Source organism: Micromonospora sp. CNZ280, from assembly GCF_011759515.1.
Genome location: NZ_JAAOYP010000001.1, coordinates 2,668,646 through 2,684,204, shown reverse-complemented (window position 1 = coordinate 2,684,204; position 15,559 = coordinate 2,668,646). Strand labels below are relative to the sequence as shown.

17 protein-coding genes and 1 tRNA gene are annotated in these 15,559 nt (G+C 70.6%); 8 read left to right on the top strand and 10 right to left on the bottom strand.

What is annotated here, in order from left to right; genetic code table 11:
- The first annotated feature begins 38 nt into the window (after nucleotides 1–38).
- Nucleotides 39–653, top strand: coding sequence for a transcriptional regulator (locus FHX32_RS12840; protein WP_167182674.1), 615 nt, complete (start codon nucleotides 39–41; stop codon nucleotides 651–653).
- A gap of 134 nt (nucleotides 654–787) precedes the next feature.
- Nucleotides 788–1,387 (top strand): ATP-dependent Clp protease proteolytic subunit, encoded by a 600-nt coding sequence (locus FHX32_RS12835; protein ID WP_167181295.1) that lies wholly within the window; start codon nucleotides 788–790, stop codon nucleotides 1,385–1,387.
- Nucleotides 1,388–1,729: 342 nt separating this feature from the next.
- On the opposite strand, the gene FHX32_RS12830 is transcribed toward FHX32_RS12835, so the two are convergent.
- On the bottom strand, nucleotides 1,730–2,113 hold the full coding sequence (locus FHX32_RS12830) for a winged helix-turn-helix transcriptional regulator (RefSeq protein WP_486481032.1): 384 nt from the start codon (nucleotides 2,111–2,113) through the stop codon (nucleotides 1,730–1,732).
- Nucleotides 2,114–2,202: 89 nt separating this feature from the next.
- Between FHX32_RS12830 and FHX32_RS12825 the strand changes: the two genes are divergently transcribed.
- Both FHX32_RS12825 and FHX32_RS12820 read left to right on the top strand, forming a co-directional pair.
- Nucleotides 2,203–3,051: an SDR family oxidoreductase gene (locus tag FHX32_RS12825; RefSeq protein WP_167181293.1), complete on the top strand. Its 849-nt coding sequence runs from the start codon at nucleotides 2,203–2,205 to the stop codon at nucleotides 3,049–3,051.
- Between the two features lie 129 nt (nucleotides 3,052–3,180).
- The gene (locus tag FHX32_RS12820; RefSeq protein ID WP_167181291.1) at nucleotides 3,181–3,846 is read left to right on the top strand and encodes a class I SAM-dependent methyltransferase; all 666 of its coding nucleotides are present in this window, start codon (nucleotides 3,181–3,183) and stop codon (nucleotides 3,844–3,846) included.
- A 48-nt stretch (nucleotides 3,847–3,894) separates the two neighbouring features.
- Here FHX32_RS12820 and FHX32_RS12815 read toward each other — a convergent pair whose 3' ends face one another.
- Complete coding sequence (locus FHX32_RS12815; protein ID WP_167181289.1) at nucleotides 3,895–4,866, bottom strand: zinc-binding dehydrogenase; 972 nt, start codon at nucleotides 4,864–4,866, stop codon at nucleotides 3,895–3,897.
- A gap of 228 nt (nucleotides 4,867–5,094) precedes the next feature.
- The gene (locus FHX32_RS12810; RefSeq protein WP_167181287.1) at nucleotides 5,095–5,670 is read right to left on the bottom strand and encodes a hypothetical protein; all 576 of its coding nucleotides are present in this window, start codon (nucleotides 5,668–5,670) and stop codon (nucleotides 5,095–5,097) included.
- A 196-nt stretch (nucleotides 5,671–5,866) separates the two neighbouring features.
- Between FHX32_RS12810 and FHX32_RS12805 the strand changes: the two genes are divergently transcribed.
- Nucleotides 5,867–6,361, top strand: coding sequence for a GNAT family N-acetyltransferase (locus tag FHX32_RS12805; RefSeq protein WP_167181285.1), 495 nt, complete (start codon nucleotides 5,867–5,869; stop codon nucleotides 6,359–6,361).
- A 128-nt stretch (nucleotides 6,362–6,489) separates the two neighbouring features.
- Here FHX32_RS12805 and FHX32_RS12800 read toward each other — a convergent pair.
- The 5 genes from FHX32_RS12800 to FHX32_RS12780 all read right to left on the bottom strand — a co-directional run bounded on the left by FHX32_RS12800 (nucleotide 6,490) and on the right by FHX32_RS12780 (nucleotide 10,129).
- Nucleotides 6,490–6,562: transfer RNA gene (locus tag FHX32_RS12800), tRNA-Arg, on the bottom strand.
- Between the two features lie 283 nt (nucleotides 6,563–6,845).
- Nucleotides 6,846–7,505 (bottom strand): reverse transcriptase domain-containing protein, encoded by a 660-nt coding sequence (locus FHX32_RS12795; protein WP_486481031.1) that lies wholly within the window; start codon nucleotides 7,503–7,505, stop codon nucleotides 6,846–6,848.
- A 649-nt stretch (nucleotides 7,506–8,154) separates the two neighbouring features.
- A complete protein-coding gene (locus FHX32_RS12790) occupies nucleotides 8,155–8,499 on the bottom strand; it encodes a hypothetical protein (RefSeq protein ID WP_167181283.1) in 345 nt (114 codons plus the stop codon).
- Nucleotides 8,496–9,431: an RHS repeat protein gene (locus FHX32_RS12785; RefSeq protein ID WP_167181281.1), complete on the bottom strand. Its 936-nt coding sequence runs from the start codon at nucleotides 9,429–9,431 to the stop codon at nucleotides 8,496–8,498. Before FHX32_RS12785 ends, FHX32_RS12790 begins: the two co-directional genes overlap by 4 nt.
- A 176-nt stretch (nucleotides 9,432–9,607) precedes the next feature.
- Entirely contained in the window at nucleotides 9,608–10,129 is a 522-nt protein-coding gene (locus FHX32_RS12780) for a PadR family transcriptional regulator (RefSeq protein WP_167181279.1), read from the bottom strand.
- Between FHX32_RS12780 and FHX32_RS12775 the strand changes: the two genes are divergently transcribed.
- Nucleotides 10,082–11,644 (top strand): MATE family efflux transporter, encoded by a 1,563-nt coding sequence (locus FHX32_RS12775; RefSeq protein WP_208418062.1) that lies wholly within the window; start codon nucleotides 10,082–10,084, stop codon nucleotides 11,642–11,644. The two genes, FHX32_RS12780 and FHX32_RS12775, sit on opposite strands and share 48 nt — an antisense overlap.
- A gap of 42 nt (nucleotides 11,645–11,686) precedes the next feature.
- Here the strand turns inward: FHX32_RS12775 and FHX32_RS12770 are convergent, their stop codons facing one another.
- Together FHX32_RS12770 and FHX32_RS12765 are read right to left on the bottom strand one after the other, a co-directional pair.
- The gene (locus FHX32_RS12770) at nucleotides 11,687–12,178 is read right to left on the bottom strand and encodes a hypothetical protein (protein WP_167181277.1); all 492 of its coding nucleotides are present in this window, start codon (nucleotides 12,176–12,178) and stop codon (nucleotides 11,687–11,689) included.
- Nucleotides 12,179–12,427: 249 nt separating this feature from the next.
- Nucleotides 12,428–12,889 (bottom strand): MarR family transcriptional regulator, encoded by a 462-nt coding sequence (locus FHX32_RS12765; RefSeq protein WP_167181275.1) that lies wholly within the window; start codon nucleotides 12,887–12,889, stop codon nucleotides 12,428–12,430.
- 116 nt (nucleotides 12,890–13,005) lie between these two features.
- On the opposite strand from FHX32_RS12765, the gene FHX32_RS12760 reads away from it, so the two are divergent.
- Both FHX32_RS12760 and FHX32_RS12755 read left to right on the top strand, forming a co-directional pair.
- On the top strand, nucleotides 13,006–14,094 hold the full coding sequence (locus FHX32_RS12760; protein ID WP_167182664.1) for an epoxide hydrolase family protein: 1,089 nt from the start codon (nucleotides 13,006–13,008) through the stop codon (nucleotides 14,092–14,094).
- Nucleotides 14,095–14,098: 4 nt separating this feature from the next.
- Complete coding sequence (locus tag FHX32_RS12755; RefSeq protein WP_167181273.1) at nucleotides 14,099–15,550, top strand: MFS transporter; 1,452 nt, start codon at nucleotides 14,099–14,101, stop codon at nucleotides 15,548–15,550.
- Nucleotides 15,551–15,559 lie beyond the last annotated feature (9 nt).

Sequence of the window (15,559 nt, the reverse complement as noted above, 5' to 3'; positions counted from 1 at the left end):
TGGAGGTGTCCCCGGACGACCGCGAGAGTGAGGCCCGCATGTCGTTGCTGCGACGAGTGATCGGCGGCGTGCTGCGCCGGCTCCGGCTGCGGCAGGGCCGCACGCTGCGCGAGGTGGCGGTGGCAGCCGGGGTGTCGGTGCCCTACCTGTCCGAGATCGAGCGGGGCCGCAAGGAGGCCTCGTCGGAGGTGCTCGCGGCGATCTGCCGGGCGCTCGGCATCCGCCTCTCCGACCTGCTGGAGGAGGCCCGGGACGACCTGCGCCGGGTTGAGCCGCGCATCCCCACCGCACCGCGGGCCGCCCTGGCCCGGCTGGAGCGGGTGCCGGTCTCCCGCCACGAGGAGAGCGGCCCGCGCGTCACGGTCGCGCCGCGCGCCGGCCGTACCCGGGTCGGCTTCGGCCCCGGCGCCGGCGACCCGAGGCCGCACCTCGGCGAGCCACGGCCGTACACCGGCGGGTCCGTGGTGCTCACGGTCGGCGTGCCGGCGTACGTGGGCGGCGGGATGCCGGGGCTCGGCTCGACCGTCGGCGGGGCGGGGCTGCGGGTGCGGCTGATCCCCTCCGCTCCGGCCGGGCGCCCCCGTCCGCGTACCGCCAAGGTGCTGGCCAGGCGGCGGGCCCGGGCCGGCCGGCGGCGGCTGACCCCGGCGTAGCCCGGCCCGGTTCTGCCCACGGCGGATCTGCCGCGGGCAGAAATCCTGGGTTCCGCACGCGCCGCGCCGGAGGCTGGAAGCGCCGGTCCCCCGGGCGGTTCCGCCGCCCGCCGGCACGGTGGAAGGCGGACACGATGATCTCCAACGGCGTACGGATGCTGGACAGCGGGCAGCCGACCTTCGGCGACCAGGTCTATGAACGGTTGCTCAAGGAGCGGATCGTCTTCCTCGGCACCGAGGTGACCGACGCGACGGCGAACCAGATCTGCGCCCAGATCCTGCTGCTCGCCGCCGAGGACGCCGAGCGGGACATCTTCCTCTACATCAACTCGCCGGGCGGCTCGGTGAGCGCCGGCATGGCCGTCTACGACACGATGCGGTACGTCCGCAACGACGTGGCCACCCTGGCGCTCGGCTTCGCCGGCTCGATGGGGCAGTTCCTGCTCTGCGCGGGCGCCGCCGGGAAGCGCTACGCGCTGCCGCACTCGCGGATCATGATGCACCAGCCGTCCGGCGGGATGGGCGGCACCGCGGCGGACGTCACCATCCAGGCCGAGAACATGCTGCACGTGAAGCGGACCATGCAGGAGCTGATCGCCCAGCACAGCGGACGCACCCTGGAGGAGATCCAGCGCGACTGGGACCGGGACCGGTGGTTCACCGCCGAGCAGGCCCGCGAGTACGGCCTGGTCGACCGGGTGCTCACCACGGTCGACCAGCTCCCGGCGGGTTGACGGCCCGGGCCGCGACGAGGGCGGCCCGGACGGGAACGCGCGACGGCGGCCGGCGATGGTCCCGCCGGCCGCCGTCGCGTACCGCCGGCCGCCGATCCATCCGTCACGGCAGGTCGACGAGGTACGCAGGCGTTTCTCCGTCGGATGGAAGCGAACCGGCACGGCGCCGGACGCGCCCCCTCGATCGCGTCCGACACCCAAGGTGAGAATGTCGTCACGTGCCGATCCCCATAGAGCGGAGCCTATGCGCGGTGGGAATCACGCGCGCGGGCGCACGGCGCAGCGTCTTGCCGGCAATCTTCGTTACATCGGGCCCGTGCCCGCTGCATCAGGGCCGGATCGTCACCGGGCGTCGTAGCGGGCCCGGGCCGCCTCCACCTCGGCCAGGTGGTTGGTGGCCCACGACTCCAGCCCGGCGACCAGGTCGAGCAGGCTGCGGCCGAGGTCGGTCAGCGCGTAGTCGACCCGGGGCGGCACGCTGGCGTGCACCGTCCGGGTGACCAGCCCGTCGCGCTCTAGGCCGCGCAGCGTCTGGGTGAGCATCTTCTGGCTGATCCCCTCGATCCGCTGGGCCAGCTCGCCGTAGCGCTTGGTGCCCTCGGCGAGGATGAGCACCACCAGGACGCTCCACCGGTCGCCGATCCGGTCCAGCACCTGCCGGCTGCCGCAGTCGCGGGCGTAGATGTTCGGCTGCACGCCACCACTCTCCATCGGTAAGTCACGCACTTGAAGGTGCCTACTCTCCAACGGGAAGCGTCGGCTCGGTGTTCCCGTTGACGCTGACGACCGACACCGTTCTCGCAAGGGAGTGCTCCATGTCCATCGTCGTCACCGGCGCCACCGGCCACCTCGGTCGCCTGGTCGTCGAGTCGCTGCTGCACCGGGGCGTACCGGCCGGGGACGTCGTGGCGCTCGGCCGGGACACCGACCGGCTGGCCGACCTGGCCGACCGGGGCGTGACCGTGCGGCGGGCCGACTACGACGACGTCGAGTCGCTGCGTGCCGCGTTCGCCGGTGCGGAGCAGTTGGCGTTCGTCTCCGGCACCGACATCGGCCGCCGGGTCGAGCAGGCCCGCAACGTGGTGACCGCCGCGCGGGAGGCCGGTGTCCTGCTGATCGCCTACACCAGCGCCCCCAAGGCGGACACCTCCAGCTTGATCCTCGCCGTCGACCACCGGGGCACCGAACAGGTTGTCGCGAACTCCGGCCTGCCGTACGTGTTCCTGCGCAACAGCTGGTACTTCGAGAACTACCTGCCGCAGATCCCGACGTACCTGGAGCACGGGATCGCCGGCGCGGCCGGGGACGGCCGGATCAGCGGCGCCGCCCGCGCCGACTACGCCGAGGCCGTCGCCGCGGTGCTCACCACCGAGGGCCACGCCGGCCGGGTGTACGAGCTGGGTGGCGCGGGGTTCACGATGACCGAGCTGGCCGAGGAGCTGTCCCGGCAGACCGGCCGGCAGGTCGGCTACACCGACCTGCCGGTGGAGAAGTACGTCGAGGTCCTCGTCGGCGCCGGCCTGCCTCGGGCGTACGCGGAGGTCATCGCCGACGGCGACCGGGCCGCCGCCCAGGGCGAGCTGCACGTCGACGGCGACGACCTGGCCAGGCTGATCGGCCGCGAGCCGACCACGCTGGCCGAGGCGATCCGCGCCGCGCTCTGACGATCCCGCCCGCCGCCCGGCCCGGTTGTCCGGCGGGGCGGCGGGGGTGCGTCGATGACCGGCCCGGCCACCGTCGACCGGCCGCACTCGCCGCCCGTGGCTGTCGTCCCGGCCCGCTACCGTGCCGGGATGAGCGAAGCCGACTTCCTCCACGACACCCGCACGTCCTACGACACGCTGGCCACCAGCTACGCCGAGCATCTCCAGGACGAACTGGCGAGCAATCCGTGGGAGCGCGCCGTCCTGGCCGGCTTCGCCGAGACGGTCCGCGCCGGCGACAACCGGCGGGTCGTCGAACTCGGCTGCGGTCCCGGCCGGGTCACCGGCCACCTGCACGGGCTCGGGCTGGACGTCTCCGGCGTCGACCTGTCCCCGCGCATGATCGAGACGGCCCGCGCCGCCCACCCCGGGTTGCCCTTCACGGTGGGCTCGATGACCGACCTGGACGTGCCGGACGCCACCCTCGGCGGCATCGTGTGCTGGTACTCGATCATCCACCTGCCGGACGAGCTGCTCCCGGCCACCTTCGCCGGGTTCCGCCGGGCGCTGGCGCCGGGCGGTCACCTGATGCTGGCGTTCCAGGTCGGTGACGAGCCGCTGCACCTGACCGAGGCGCTCGGCCATTCGATCTCGCTGACCTTCCGGCGCCGGCAGCCGGAACGCGTCGCCGAGCTGCTGACCGAGGCCGGGTTCGCGATGCGGGTGCGGTTGGTACGCGAGCCCGCGACGGTCGCGGGCCGCCCCGAGCGCACCCCGCACGCGTACCTGCTGGCCCACCGACCGGCCGGTTCCTGACGCCCGCGGCGACCGGGTGGGGACGCGCCCACCCCCACCCGGTGGCGCCTAGGTCGTCAGCACCACCTTGCCCAGCGCCCGGCGCCCCTCCAGGTCGGCGTGCGCGGTGGCCGCGTCGGCCAGCGGGTACGTGGACACCCGCGGCCGCCACCAGCCCCGGCCGGCGAGTTCCAGCGACCGGCCGGCCAGGCCCGGGATGCCGCCGGGCAGGGCGCGCATCCGCTGACCCAGCCACCCCACGGTGAGGCCCCGCTCGACCAGGTCCGCCGTCTCGACCCGGGTCGCCGCACCGGACGACCAGCCGAACATCATGAACCGGCCGCCCGGCCGCAGCAGCTCCAGCGCGGCCCGGCCGACGGTGCCACCCACCCCGTCCCAGACCAGCGTCACGCCGCCGACCTGCTCCCGGACCCGGTCGGCCCAGTCGGGCAGCCCGTAGTCGACCACGAGGTGCGCGCCCAGGTCGTGCAGCGGCGCCGTCCGGTCGCTGCCCCGCGCCGCCGCGACCACGGTGGCCCCGGTCGACCGGGCGGCCTGCACCAGCAGCCAGCCCATCCCACCAGCCGCCGAGGGCACCAGGACCACGTCGTCCGCGGTCGGGCGTTCCAGCTCGAAGACGCCGAGGGCGGTCCGGCCGGTGCCGACCGCGGCCACCGCCTCGGGGAAGTTCACCGCCTCGGGTACGGCGAACAGCGACTCGACAGCGGTGACGGCCTGCTCGGCGTAGCCGCCCGGCACCATGCCGAGGTGGGCGACGACCCGCCTGCCGAGCCAGGATCCGTCGACACCGGCGCCCACCTGGTCGACCACCCCGGCCACCTCCCGGCCGGGAATCGTGGGCAGCTCGGGCAGCGGCAGCGGGCCGCCGGCCTCGCCCTGGCGCAGAGTCGTGTCGAGCAGGTGCACGCCGCTGGCCCGGACGGCGATCCGCACCTGGCCGGGGCCGGGTGAGAGGTCCGGCAGGTCGTCGAGGACCAGGTTGCCGGGTGGGCCGAACTCGTGAAGCTGAATCGCACGCATGAGACGATCCGACAACTTCAAGGCCGGTTGAGGTCAACACCTGGCGACTGATCTCACGGCTGTCCGACATGCCACCGGACCGGCGCGGGGCGGAGCCGGGTGACCTGCCCGCCTTCTGGGCGCCGGCGACCCCGCGGTGCGGCTCGACCAGTCGCCTCGCCTCCTCGGCGTCCGCCTCGGTGCGGAAGACGCCCAGGTTGTGACGGCGTCGGCGGCCGTCCTCCTCGGTCACCACCGCGAGCAGGTGCCGGTTGCGGTACCGGTCTCGGCGTACGCCCGCCGGCCGGCCGGTGAGGAACGCCTCCGCGACTCCTGCGGGGAGGCGATGTCGAGCTCAGCGCCGACCCCGAGCAGCGGCTTGACCGGCCACACCGGATCGTACGGCGTGAACGGGTTGAAGAACGAGGGTTGCAGGTCCGACAACTCGCCCTCGCACCATCCCACGCCGCGGGCGAGGACGTAGCCCATCGTCCCCTGGCTCTCCAGCACGAGCACCCGGTAATTCTCCGGGTGGCCATGATCGTCCCGGATGCCGCCGTGGATCCGCGCGGCCTCCTCCCCGGTCGCGCATCGGATCACCAGTCCCCGGTACGCCGCCCGGACCTGCATCGCGTCCGCCAGCCTGAACAGCACCCCGACCGTGGTCGGGAGGCGGGCGTGACCCTCGGGCATCAGGTCGGCCCGCAGGAGCAGCTGGCCGTGGGTCGCGGAGTACGCCCACAGCACGAACAGCCGCTCGCTACGGAACAGCTCGGCACCGGGGCGGAAGTCCTCGTCACGAGAAAGCCAGACCTTCGACGTCATCCGGCCACCCTTGGGCACCGCGATGGCCGCGTCAAGATCAGAAAGGGCGTACAGGTCCTGCGAGCGGTCGTTGACGCGGACACGGGTGGACCCTCGGCTTGGGAATTGTCGAATGCGGGCCGCACGTTCACTGGCTCGCCGATGGCCCAGCCGAAAACGCATTGCCTGGTCCCCCGACCGACGACAGCCTTCAAGAATGATCGAAACGCGTGCGCTCACTGAGGGCGATTGGACGGTCTGGCGGGAACTGCGGCTCGCTGCGCTGACCGAGGCGCCGTACGCCTTCGGTTCACAGTTGGCGGACTGGCAGGGGGACGGCGACCGTGAGGAACGCTGGCGCGGTCGACTGGCCATCCCCGGCTCGTACAACGTGGTGGCGATGCTCGACGGGCAGCCCGTCGGGATGACCAGCGGAGTGCCGACGGATCAGGACGGCGTCGCCGAGCTGATTTCCATGTACGTGGCGCCGGCGGGACGTGGCCGAGGCGTGGGCGACCACCTGCTGCACGCGGTCGAGCAGTGGGCTCGGCAGGTCGGCGCGGGGACGCTACGGCTGGCCGTGGTGGAGGACAACATGAACGCCCGGGCGCTCTACCGGCGGAACGGCTTCCACGACACGGGCGAGCTCGGCGACCTCATGCCCGACGGCGTGCGCAGGGAGCACGTGATGGTCAAGAGCCTCGCTCCTTGACCCGTCGCTGCCGATCGAACGTGGCGTGGGAACTGTTCCGGTTGGGGAGCTGGCGAGGCGATAGGGCAGGCAGCGGGCACGGGAGGCCGGAAGACAGTCAGTAAGCGTTGATCAAGGGTGTGACCAGGTGCCCCCGGCAGGATTCGAACCTGCGACACACGGTTTAGGAAACCGTTGCTCTATCCCCTGAGCTACGAGGGCGCGAGCGCCCAGTCTAGCGACCTGCGGGCTGACCCGGGATGGCAGGGAGTGGCCTGCGTTGGCCTGCATTGTCCCGGCCGATCGGCCCAGCCGATGACCACACGTGGATCACACGGGCGAGCTAGCGATCATGTTCCTTGGTGCCGGTTGACCCGAACTGGCACCGATTGACCCAGGGTGGCACCGGCTGGAGAGCACACACCGCGCACAGCGCGATGATCCCCCACAGCCTGGCGGAGGCTACCCAACGGCAACCGCCACGAAGTAGGCGATACAACAGGCGCTAGACCACCGATAGGGTCCGGGCCACCATCAGCAGAGACAGCAGCTTCAACAGCGCCTGGTCGCAGACCCGTTCCTCAACCGCGTGCATCAACTCCTGGTGCGGTATCGCCGAGAAGCAGTTGGCGATATCCGTCTCGACCACCCACCGCCTACCCCGCGCGGACTCCTCGATGAGCACCTGCAGGGCATCGTGCGCCGAACGTTTCGGGCGGAACCCGAAACTGCACGGCAGCATGTCCGCTTCAAAGACCGGCTCGAGCACGATCTTCACCGCGGCCTGCACTATCCGGTCACGAACCGACGGGATCGACAGCGGCCTCAACTCGCTGCTGCCGGACTTGGGGATGAACACCCGCCGCGCCGGCAACGGCCGATAGCTGCCGTCCCTGAGCTCGCGCGCCAGGTCATCCAGCAGCCGGCCAACGCCGTCCTGCTCGACCTGGTCAAGGCTGGTCTTGTCGATGCCCGGCGCGCCGTCGTTACGACGCACCGCGACCCACGCCCGCCACAAGACGTCCCTGCGCAGGACTTTGTCTCGCAGCGCGTGGAACCGACGTCCGGGATCGGCCTTGGCCGCCCGGTACAGCGCACGCTGCAAGGCACGGACCGGATCAACGATCGATCCGCCAGCGGCGGGACTAGCCGAAACGGCACTCACCGGGCCCCTCCTCAACACCACACGCACCGACGAAGCAGCGGCCCTTCCCTCACCGGCGGTTGTGTTGTCCGCCCGGCTCGATCGGTACTACGACCGCCTCCGACGCCCTCCCGGCCGGTCGCTCACTTCCCGAGATCATCGGTTATAGAACGCCGCGCTTCCGGTGACATACGCGCAGGTCACCGGGCCGGGGAGGGCCTCCCCAGTTCCCGCCGCCACTATCTGAACGTTCCGCGCCCCATACGCCGAGGAGTCCTTCACGGCTGCAATCCAGGTGCTTCACCGCTTCCATGGCCTTCACCCCGATTTCGAAGGGCTCAGCACTCCCCTGTGCCACCCTCACGGGCAGCTGAGTAACGACGCCGCAGGCTTCGCTTCACGCTACGGACCGCTCAGTCGCTCCCCCAACAGGGCTTTCGACACTGGGCTTCGACCCGACCCGTTTCCAGACCGAGCCGCCAGTCTGCTACCGGGCCTCCTGGCAGCTACCCGGACCGGACTTCCACCGGCAAGCGACGACGAGCTTACGAACGAAGATCAACCACCTACACGATCAACCTCCATCTGCTGGGCGCACGAAAACGGCTCAGTGGTAGCGATTGAGTGGTGTTGTCCCTGCAGATCAACCGGATTGCGGATCACCCACGGATCAACGGCCGGCTGCGGTGGACGAGACGTCGTCCTCCACCCTCGGGGGAAGACTCCACAGCAGGAGCTGGAAGGGGTCCTCGCCGCAGGTGAGCCAGGTGCCGTCGCCAAGCGCCATCGGGTCCTCCGATACGGGCGTCGAGTACTCCACCCAACCGAGCACATCTCCCCGCGCCGTGTCGATCAGCCAGTGCCGCGGATACCCATACCTCTCCCTGGTGCTCGCGACAACCGTGCGCTCGTCGACGAAGCCGCACTGGTAGCCCCAGAAGGGCTCCTCCTCGGCGTCTGGCGGCGCCTGGGGATGCGGGGGAAGCCGGTGGGAGGCGGCGACCTCGTGCGTCACCGCACCGTCGGGAAGGCGATGGATTGCCGGCTCCCTCCCCCAGTGAGCGATCGTGAGGAACCGCGTCCCGCAGGGGCTGACATCGGCGAGGCAGCGGTCGTCCTCACCGATACGGGCGACGGTGAGTCGATTGCCGTCCCACCGACCCCACCGCAGCGGCGTGCGGCGGTGACCGTCTCCGCGGTCAGGCCGCCCTTCGCGCTGTACGTGACGCTGGTCAGGTGGTCGGCGGAGTCGTAGCCGTAACCGGTGGTGTAGGTGCCGGCGAGCTTGCCTTCGGCCTGGGGGATGGTCCACCGGGTGCCGGTGGGCCGGTACTGGTCGTCGTACCCGGTCGGTTCCACCTTGTACTCGGCGCCTGCGACGTATCGGATGGTGGAGGAGAGTTGCCCCTTGGCGAAGGCGAGGCCGTCGTAGGTGTAGGCGGCGAGTTTGGTGCCGGTGTTGAGCTCACCTGCCCACCGTTCCGTGACCCGTCCGACGGTGTCGTAGCGGTAGGAAATCTTTTGGCCGCGGGCGTCGATGGTCCATTCCAGGTCACCGATGGGGTTGTACTTGGAGCTGCTGCTGCCGGTGTTCGGGTCTTGGACGCTGGTGCGGTTGCCGGACAGGTCGTAGCCGTAGCGGGTCACGTTGCCTGCCGCGTCGGTGATGGCGGTCAGCTCACCGGCGGTGTTGTAGCCGTAGCGGGTCTCCTCGACCTGGGTGCCTGGTTGGACGGCAACCTTGACCGCCTGGCCGGCGGCGTCGTAGTAGGTGGTGGAGTTGCCTCCCGACGGCGGGATGAGGGTGTGCCGGTCACCGTCGTAGCTGTGCCGGGTCCGCCACTTCTCCACACCGCCGGATTCCAACACCTCGGCGGTAACCCGCCCCAGCGCGTCGTACCTGTAAGTCGTCCGGGAGTCCAGGGTCGCCGCGGCGGGGTTGTCCAACGCTGATCCGGCCGGGTCAATGTTGTAGTACGGAGCGGTCTGCGCCGCTATCTGCCCGCGACCGTCGTAGCTGGTGGTGGTGATGACCCGTCCCGTCCGCCGGGCGGCATTGCCTTTGATAGCGGGAACGGCCGCTCCGGCCGGCAGTTGGCCGTCGTGGAGGTTGAACGACAGGCTCAGCCGAGCGTAGCGAGCGTACGGGTGAGCCAGTCCCGTTCCGCCTGCGTGGTAGCGCGGGCGATTTCGAACATGCCTTGACGGTAGGGGTCGTCCATGTCGGCTGCCCGTAGCCGTTTTCCGCCGGCGGAGAAGAACGTGGCCGGCGCCTGCAGGAAGTCTAGCCGCCGCCTGAGCACCGCGGCCTGTTCGGCCCGGTCGGGTAGGTGCCGCAGGAACGCCAGCACGGTGAAGTACCGGTTCCGGTCGCTGATCTCCACCTCCGAGGGCGAGCGTAAACGCTGGAGCAGTTCGGCGCGGCCGGCGTCGGTGAGTGAGAGCACTTGCCGCGGTGCCGCGGACGTGCCCGGCTCGACCCGGCGTTCCAGCATCCCGGCCGCCTCGAGGCGGCTGATCGCCGGGTAGAGCGCACCGTCGCTGACCGGTCGGACGTGCCCGGTCAGCGACTTGATCCGCTCCTTGAGCTCGTATCCGTGCAGCGGCTCGTCGTGCAGGAAGCCCAGGATCGCCAGCGCGAGCATGTCGTCCTCCGTTGCGTGTGGCCACGCCAGCCTATAGCGTTCCGTGGTACATCGAAACGAGGTACAGCGAACCGAGGTAAGCACATGACCCACCGGCGCCCACTGCTACGCCTGGCCGCGCCCAACTACGTCGCACTGCTCTCCGGCGTGATCACCGGAATGATCGACGTGGCATGGGTGGGGCGGCTCGGTCCCGGCCCGGTCGCCGCGGTCGCCGTCGCCACCAGCGTGGAGAACGCCCTGCTCGGCGTCGCCCTGCTGGTCAACGGCGGGGTGACCGTGGTGCTGTCCGGCCATGTCGGCGCGGGCGACACGGCCGCCGCCCGCGCAACGGTGCGCGCCGGCTGGTGGATCTATGCCGGGCTGACTCCGGTGGTGGTACTCGCCGGCTGGGCGCTGCGCCACCCACTCGCCGCCGCCTTCCTCGGCGACGCGGAGGCGGCGGAACAGGCGGCGGCGTACTTCACGGTCCTCTTCCCGGCCGTGGCGATCTTCTACGCCCAGCAGGTCGTCGACGCAACCTTCGCAGGGCACGGGGACACCCGAACGCCGATGCGGCTGGCCCTGCTCGCCAACGGCCTGCTGCTGGTCCTCGACCCCGTGCTGATCTACGGAGTCGGCCCGGTGCCGGCCTTCGGCGTTGCCGGAGCGGCCGCGGCGACGACGCTCGGCCGCGCCGCCGCACTCGTCACCGGCTTGATTCTGGTACGTCGCCGGCATCCGGCGCGCGGCGCCGCAGCCCCGCTACGGCCCGCGCTCCGGGCCGTCACGGTCGCCGGCGCGCCGATCGCCGGGGACTTCCTCGTCCGCATGGTCGGCGCCCTGATCACCATCGGCGTGGTGAGCCGCTCCGGCGTGGCCGCAGTGGCCGCGTACGGGATCGGGATGAAACTGCTCTACTTCGCCACGATGGGCTTCTACGCCCTGCGCAACGCGGCGACCATCCACACTCCGCGGACAATCAGCGCCCTCGAGCCGGACTCCCGCACCCCGCAGCGCCGCGCCATCGGCAGGCAGGTGCTCGGCCTCGCCCTGACCGCCGCCGCGCTCGCCGCGGTATTCCTCGCGGCAGCCGCGCCCATGCTGATGCGCCTGTTCAGCGCGGACCCACAGGTGATCACGGCCGGCGTGATCTTCCTGCGCTGCGTCGGCGGTTACCTGATCCCGATCGCCGGAGTGGTCGCGCTCGGCGGCCTTCTCGTGGGCTCCGGCAGCGGACCGCGGCTATTCGCGGTAACGGTGGCCGGGATGCTCACGCAGAGCGGGCTGGCTTGGGGCTTCGCCGGTGTGCTGGGGCTGGCCGGAGTGTGGCTCGCGATGGCGGTGAGCGCGCTGCTCCAGCTCACGCTGGTCCTGCGGGCGGCCAAACTGCGCGCCCCAACCGCAGACGAACCCATCGCTCCGCTCGCACCGTCGATCCGTGCAGAACGCCGAACCCTTCCAAGCACGACGCTGGATCGATCCCCAACAGCCGCCACGGTTCCCCGTCCGGACACGGCGCCAGGTCGACGGTGACCGACCTTACCGTAAAGGCGGCCGACATCGCCGTAGCCGAGTTCAGGACTTCCTTTCGGCGGGTGTACGCGCTGATTCACGCACCTGTGACGTTTCAGGCCCGATGTCGGGCCTGAAGTGAAACCCGACGGTTGGATCAGCCGGCACGTCGAGGCCCGACCGGACGGCCGCCACCTGGCCCCGGCCGCGTTGTCCGAGGTATGCACCGCCAGAGACACGGGCGGCGCCGACACCGAAGACGTCAACGTTGTGGCGCCGCGCCGCGCCGCGCGCCGTGGCGGCAGCGGCGTTCGTCGCCGAAGACAAGGACGATCTTCGCATGACTGCCCGCGCGGCGTTGACCCACAACACCGCCCGATGCATCCGCACATCGGCCAGATCCGGACGCCGCCGACTCGCAGAGCGCTTCTTGGTGTGGTGGGCGAGCTTCTGGCCCGCGACGTCGTCGTGTCGTTCGAACCTATGCAGCGTGGCCCGTACCGGTTGTGCGCTGGTCAGCGCATGAGGGCTTGCCAAGTTTTCCGGTGCGAGCACCGCACCGTCGCGCCTCGGTTCTGCTGTGGTGGGCCCCGCCGTGCAGCGCGCCGGCGGCGAGACTGCCGCTGCCCGCCGGGTGGCTTGGGTGAATCGATGCCTGGCCGGATGTCGACGTGTTCTCGGTTCTGCTGGACGCGGACAGCCGGGGAGCTGAAGTCACCCGCTTGGCTTGCGCGAAGGTCGGTGACCCGCACAACCTGTCGACGATCCGCGCCGCACGACGCCACCGCGGCTACGGCATGCCGATCAGGCTGGTTGGCGGGTGTGATACGCGAGCACCCGGGTCAGCAGGTGGGTCAGTTGGTCACGCTCGTCGGTCGAGAGCGGCGCGAGCAGCTCTTCCTGCACCTTGGCCAGCTGCTTTTCCAGCCGTCGAAGTTGCCGTCGCCCGACTGGGGTGATGGTGATGATGTTGCGCCGCCGGTCGGCCGGGTCGGGGGCGCGGTTGACGAGTTCCCGGTCGGCGAGTTCGTTGATCGCCGCGACGATGTCGCTGAAGTGGATGCCACTGCGGCGGCCGAGCGCCGCCTGGCTGGCGGGCCCGAACTCATCCAGGGTCGCAAGCAGGCGGTAGTGGTAGCCCCGGGCATCGACTGCCGCGAGCCCGTCGCTCACCAGCCGGTGGGTATGCATGGCGGTCTGGGTAATCAGCCAGCTCGGCAGGCTGGTCAGGCGGGCAGGTGCCGCGTCTCGGGCCGGGGTCTCCATGTGGCCAGCCTAACAAGTCTCATTGGCGCGACTAACGGAATCGAATGAATTGGCCGTGCTAACGTTAGTGGTACAAACGTTAGATCCTCCAATGAGAGTGAGTTGCTCAGATGACCATGATCAAGCCGTTCCGTGTCGACGTCCCCCAGGCCGACCTCGATGATCTGGCCGACCGGCTGGCTCGTACCCGCTGGCCCGACGAGCTGCCCGACGCCGGCTGGGACTACGGCATCCCACTGTGGCGGGTACGCGAACTGGCCGAGCGCTGGCGCACCGCGTACGACTGGCGCAAGCACGAGGCCGAACTCAACCACCACCCGCAGTTCACCACCGAGATCGACGGGCAGAACATCCACTTCCTGCACGTGCGATCCGCCGATCCGGACGCGCTGCCGCTGATCCTCACCCACGGCTGGCCCGGCTCGGTCGTGGAGTTCCTCGACGTGATCGGCCCACTGTCCGAGCAGTTCCACCTGGTCATCCCGTCGATCCCCGGCTTCGGCTTCTCCGGCCCGACGCGGGAACGCGGCTGGGACCAGACCCGCGTCGCCCGAGCCTGGGCTGAACTGATGCGGCGGCTGGGCTACCACCGGTACGGGGCGCAGGGCGGCGACTGGGGATCGGGGATCTCCCGTACGCTCGGCGCGGTCGCCCCGGAGAACCTCGTCGGCGTACACCTCAACTACCTGCCCACGCCTCCGCCGCCCAACTGGGCGGGAGAAGCCGATCTGTCTGAGCAGAACCGCGCTCGCCTGGCGCGGATCAAGCAGCTCATGGCTCAGCGGCACCCTCACCAGGTGCTCTACTCCACCCGGCCGCAGACGGTGTCCTACGCCCTGATCGACTCACCGGTCGGGCAACTGGCGTGGATCGCCGAGAAGTTCACGGAGTGGATCGACCCACGATCCGAGATCAGCGACGACCGCATCCTCACGAACGTCGCGCTCTACTGGCTCACCGCCACCACGGCGTCCGCGGCGCGCCTCACCCGCGAGAGCGCGTTCGGCGGACCCTTGCCCTGCCCGCCTCAGGTGGGCGTCGCCGTCTTCGCGCACGACATCACCCGGCCCGTACGCCCCCTCGCCGAACGGTCGTACACGATCACCCACTGGAGCGAGTACGACCGTGGCGGCCACTTCGCCGCGATGGAGGTGCCCGACCTGTTCGTCGACGACGTACGAGCGTTCTTCCGGGACCTGCGGTGACGTCATGCCGAGCCTGACGAGTGCAGTTCGTACGACGACGTCGGCCGTTACCGCGGATCCGCGGCGCTGGTGGGCACTGGTAGCGGTGGCCATCGGCCAACTCGTGATCACGGCAGACGCCACGATCATGAATATCGCGCTGCCGACCGTCCAGCGGGCGCTGCAACTCACCGATGTCGAACGCCAGTGGGTAATCACCATCTTCGCCCTCGGTTACGGTGGGCTCCTGCTGCTCGGGGGCCGGCTGTCCGGCCTGATCGGTCGCAAACGGTGCCTGCTCATCGGGCTGGCCGGTCTCGCGCTGGCCTCCGTTCTGGGCGGCGTGGCGGTCAACCCGGCGATGCTTCTGGCGTCCCGCGGGCTGCAGGGGGTGTTCGGGGCGCTGTTCACCCCCGCTGTCCTTGCCTTGATCGGCACGACCTTCACCACGCCCGACGAGCGGGCCAAGGCGTTCGGGATCTACGGCACGGTCATGGGCAGCAGTTCGGGCATCGGACTGATCCTCGGCGGGCTGCTGACCGACTACGCGGGCTGGCGCTGGAGCCTGTTCGTCAGCGTGCCCGTCGCGGCCATCGCCGCGGTCGGTGTCGTCGTGGCCGTGCCTGCCACGCCCCGTCGTACGGGCACGCGGGTGGACCTGGTCGGCGCTGCCCTCGTGACGTCGGGGCTGATGGCGCTGGTCTACGGGTTCAGCGAAGCGGAATCCGGTGGCTGGACGACACCGTCGACGATGCTCGGCCTCGCGGCGGGGCTCGTGCTGTTGGCCTTGTTCGTCGGGGTCGAGAACCGGACGACCCATGCGCTGCTACCCCTGCGCGTGGTCCTGCACCGCCGGCGAGGCGGCGCCTACCTGGCCGTTCTGTGCATGGCGGTGGGTAACTTCGCCGGATCCTTCTTCCTCACCTTCTACTTGCAGAACGTCCTGGGCTACGCCCCGCTCACCGCCGGGCTCGCCTTCCTGCCGTACACCGCCGCCATCATCCTCGGAGTACGGCTCGCCCGCCGGATCGTGGCCAGCGCCCCGGTGCGGTGGCTGCTGTGTCCCGGTCTGCTGGTCACGGCCGCGAGCCTCGCGCTGCTCGGCCTGTTGCGCCCCGACAGCGACTACGCCACACACCTGCTGCCCGTCGTCGTGTTGCTGGGACTCGGCAACGCCTGGGTCCTGGTGCCCGCCAACAACACCGCCACCCTGGGCGCCGGACCGGACGCCGGGGTCGCGGGAGCCACCGTCATGACCTCCATGCAGGTCGGCTCCTCGCTGGGCGTCGCGCTGCTCGGCAGCATCGCGGGCTCGGCCGCCGCCGACTTCCGCCACACCCACGCACCGGCCGCGGGTCTTGCCGCCCAGGCAGCCGTACACGGCTACAACGTCGCAAGCCTGGCCGCTGCCGGATTCCTCTGCCTCGCGGCCGTCGCCGTGTTCCTGATCATCGGCCGCGACGAAGCCCGTCGATAACCGACCCTG

Coding starts and splice junctions, on each gene's coding strand:
- FHX32_RS12840 (WP_167182674.1), top strand. CDS start 39: ATGTCGTTGCTGCGACGAGTGATCGGCGGCGTGCTGCGCCGGCTCCGG.
- FHX32_RS12805 (WP_167181285.1), top strand. CDS start 5,867: ATGATCGAAACGCGTGCGCTCACTGAGGGCGATTGGACGGTCTGGCGG.
- FHX32_RS12780 (WP_167181279.1), bottom strand. CDS start 10,129: ATGCTCGCGCTGGCGATCCTGGGCTTCCTGCACGACGAGCCGCTGCAC.
- FHX32_RS12825 (WP_167181293.1), top strand. CDS start 2,203: ATGTCCATCGTCGTCACCGGCGCCACCGGCCACCTCGGTCGCCTGGTC.
- FHX32_RS12815 (WP_167181289.1), bottom strand. CDS start 4,866: ATGCGTGCGATTCAGCTTCACGAGTTCGGCCCACCCGGCAACCTGGTC.
- FHX32_RS12760 (WP_167182664.1), top strand. CDS start 13,006: ATGATCAAGCCGTTCCGTGTCGACGTCCCCCAGGCCGACCTCGATGAT.
- FHX32_RS12765 (WP_167181275.1), bottom strand. CDS start 12,889: ATGGAGACCCCGGCCCGAGACGCGGCACCTGCCCGCCTGACCAGCCTG.
- FHX32_RS12755 (WP_167181273.1), top strand. CDS start 14,099: ATGCCGAGCCTGACGAGTGCAGTTCGTACGACGACGTCGGCCGTTACC.
- FHX32_RS12820 (WP_167181291.1), top strand. CDS start 3,181: ATGAGCGAAGCCGACTTCCTCCACGACACCCGCACGTCCTACGACACG.
- FHX32_RS12810 (WP_167181287.1), bottom strand. CDS start 5,670: ATGACGTCGAAGGTCTGGCTTTCTCGTGACGAGGACTTCCGCCCCGGT.
- FHX32_RS12835 (WP_167181295.1), top strand. CDS start 788: ATGATCTCCAACGGCGTACGGATGCTGGACAGCGGGCAGCCGACCTTC.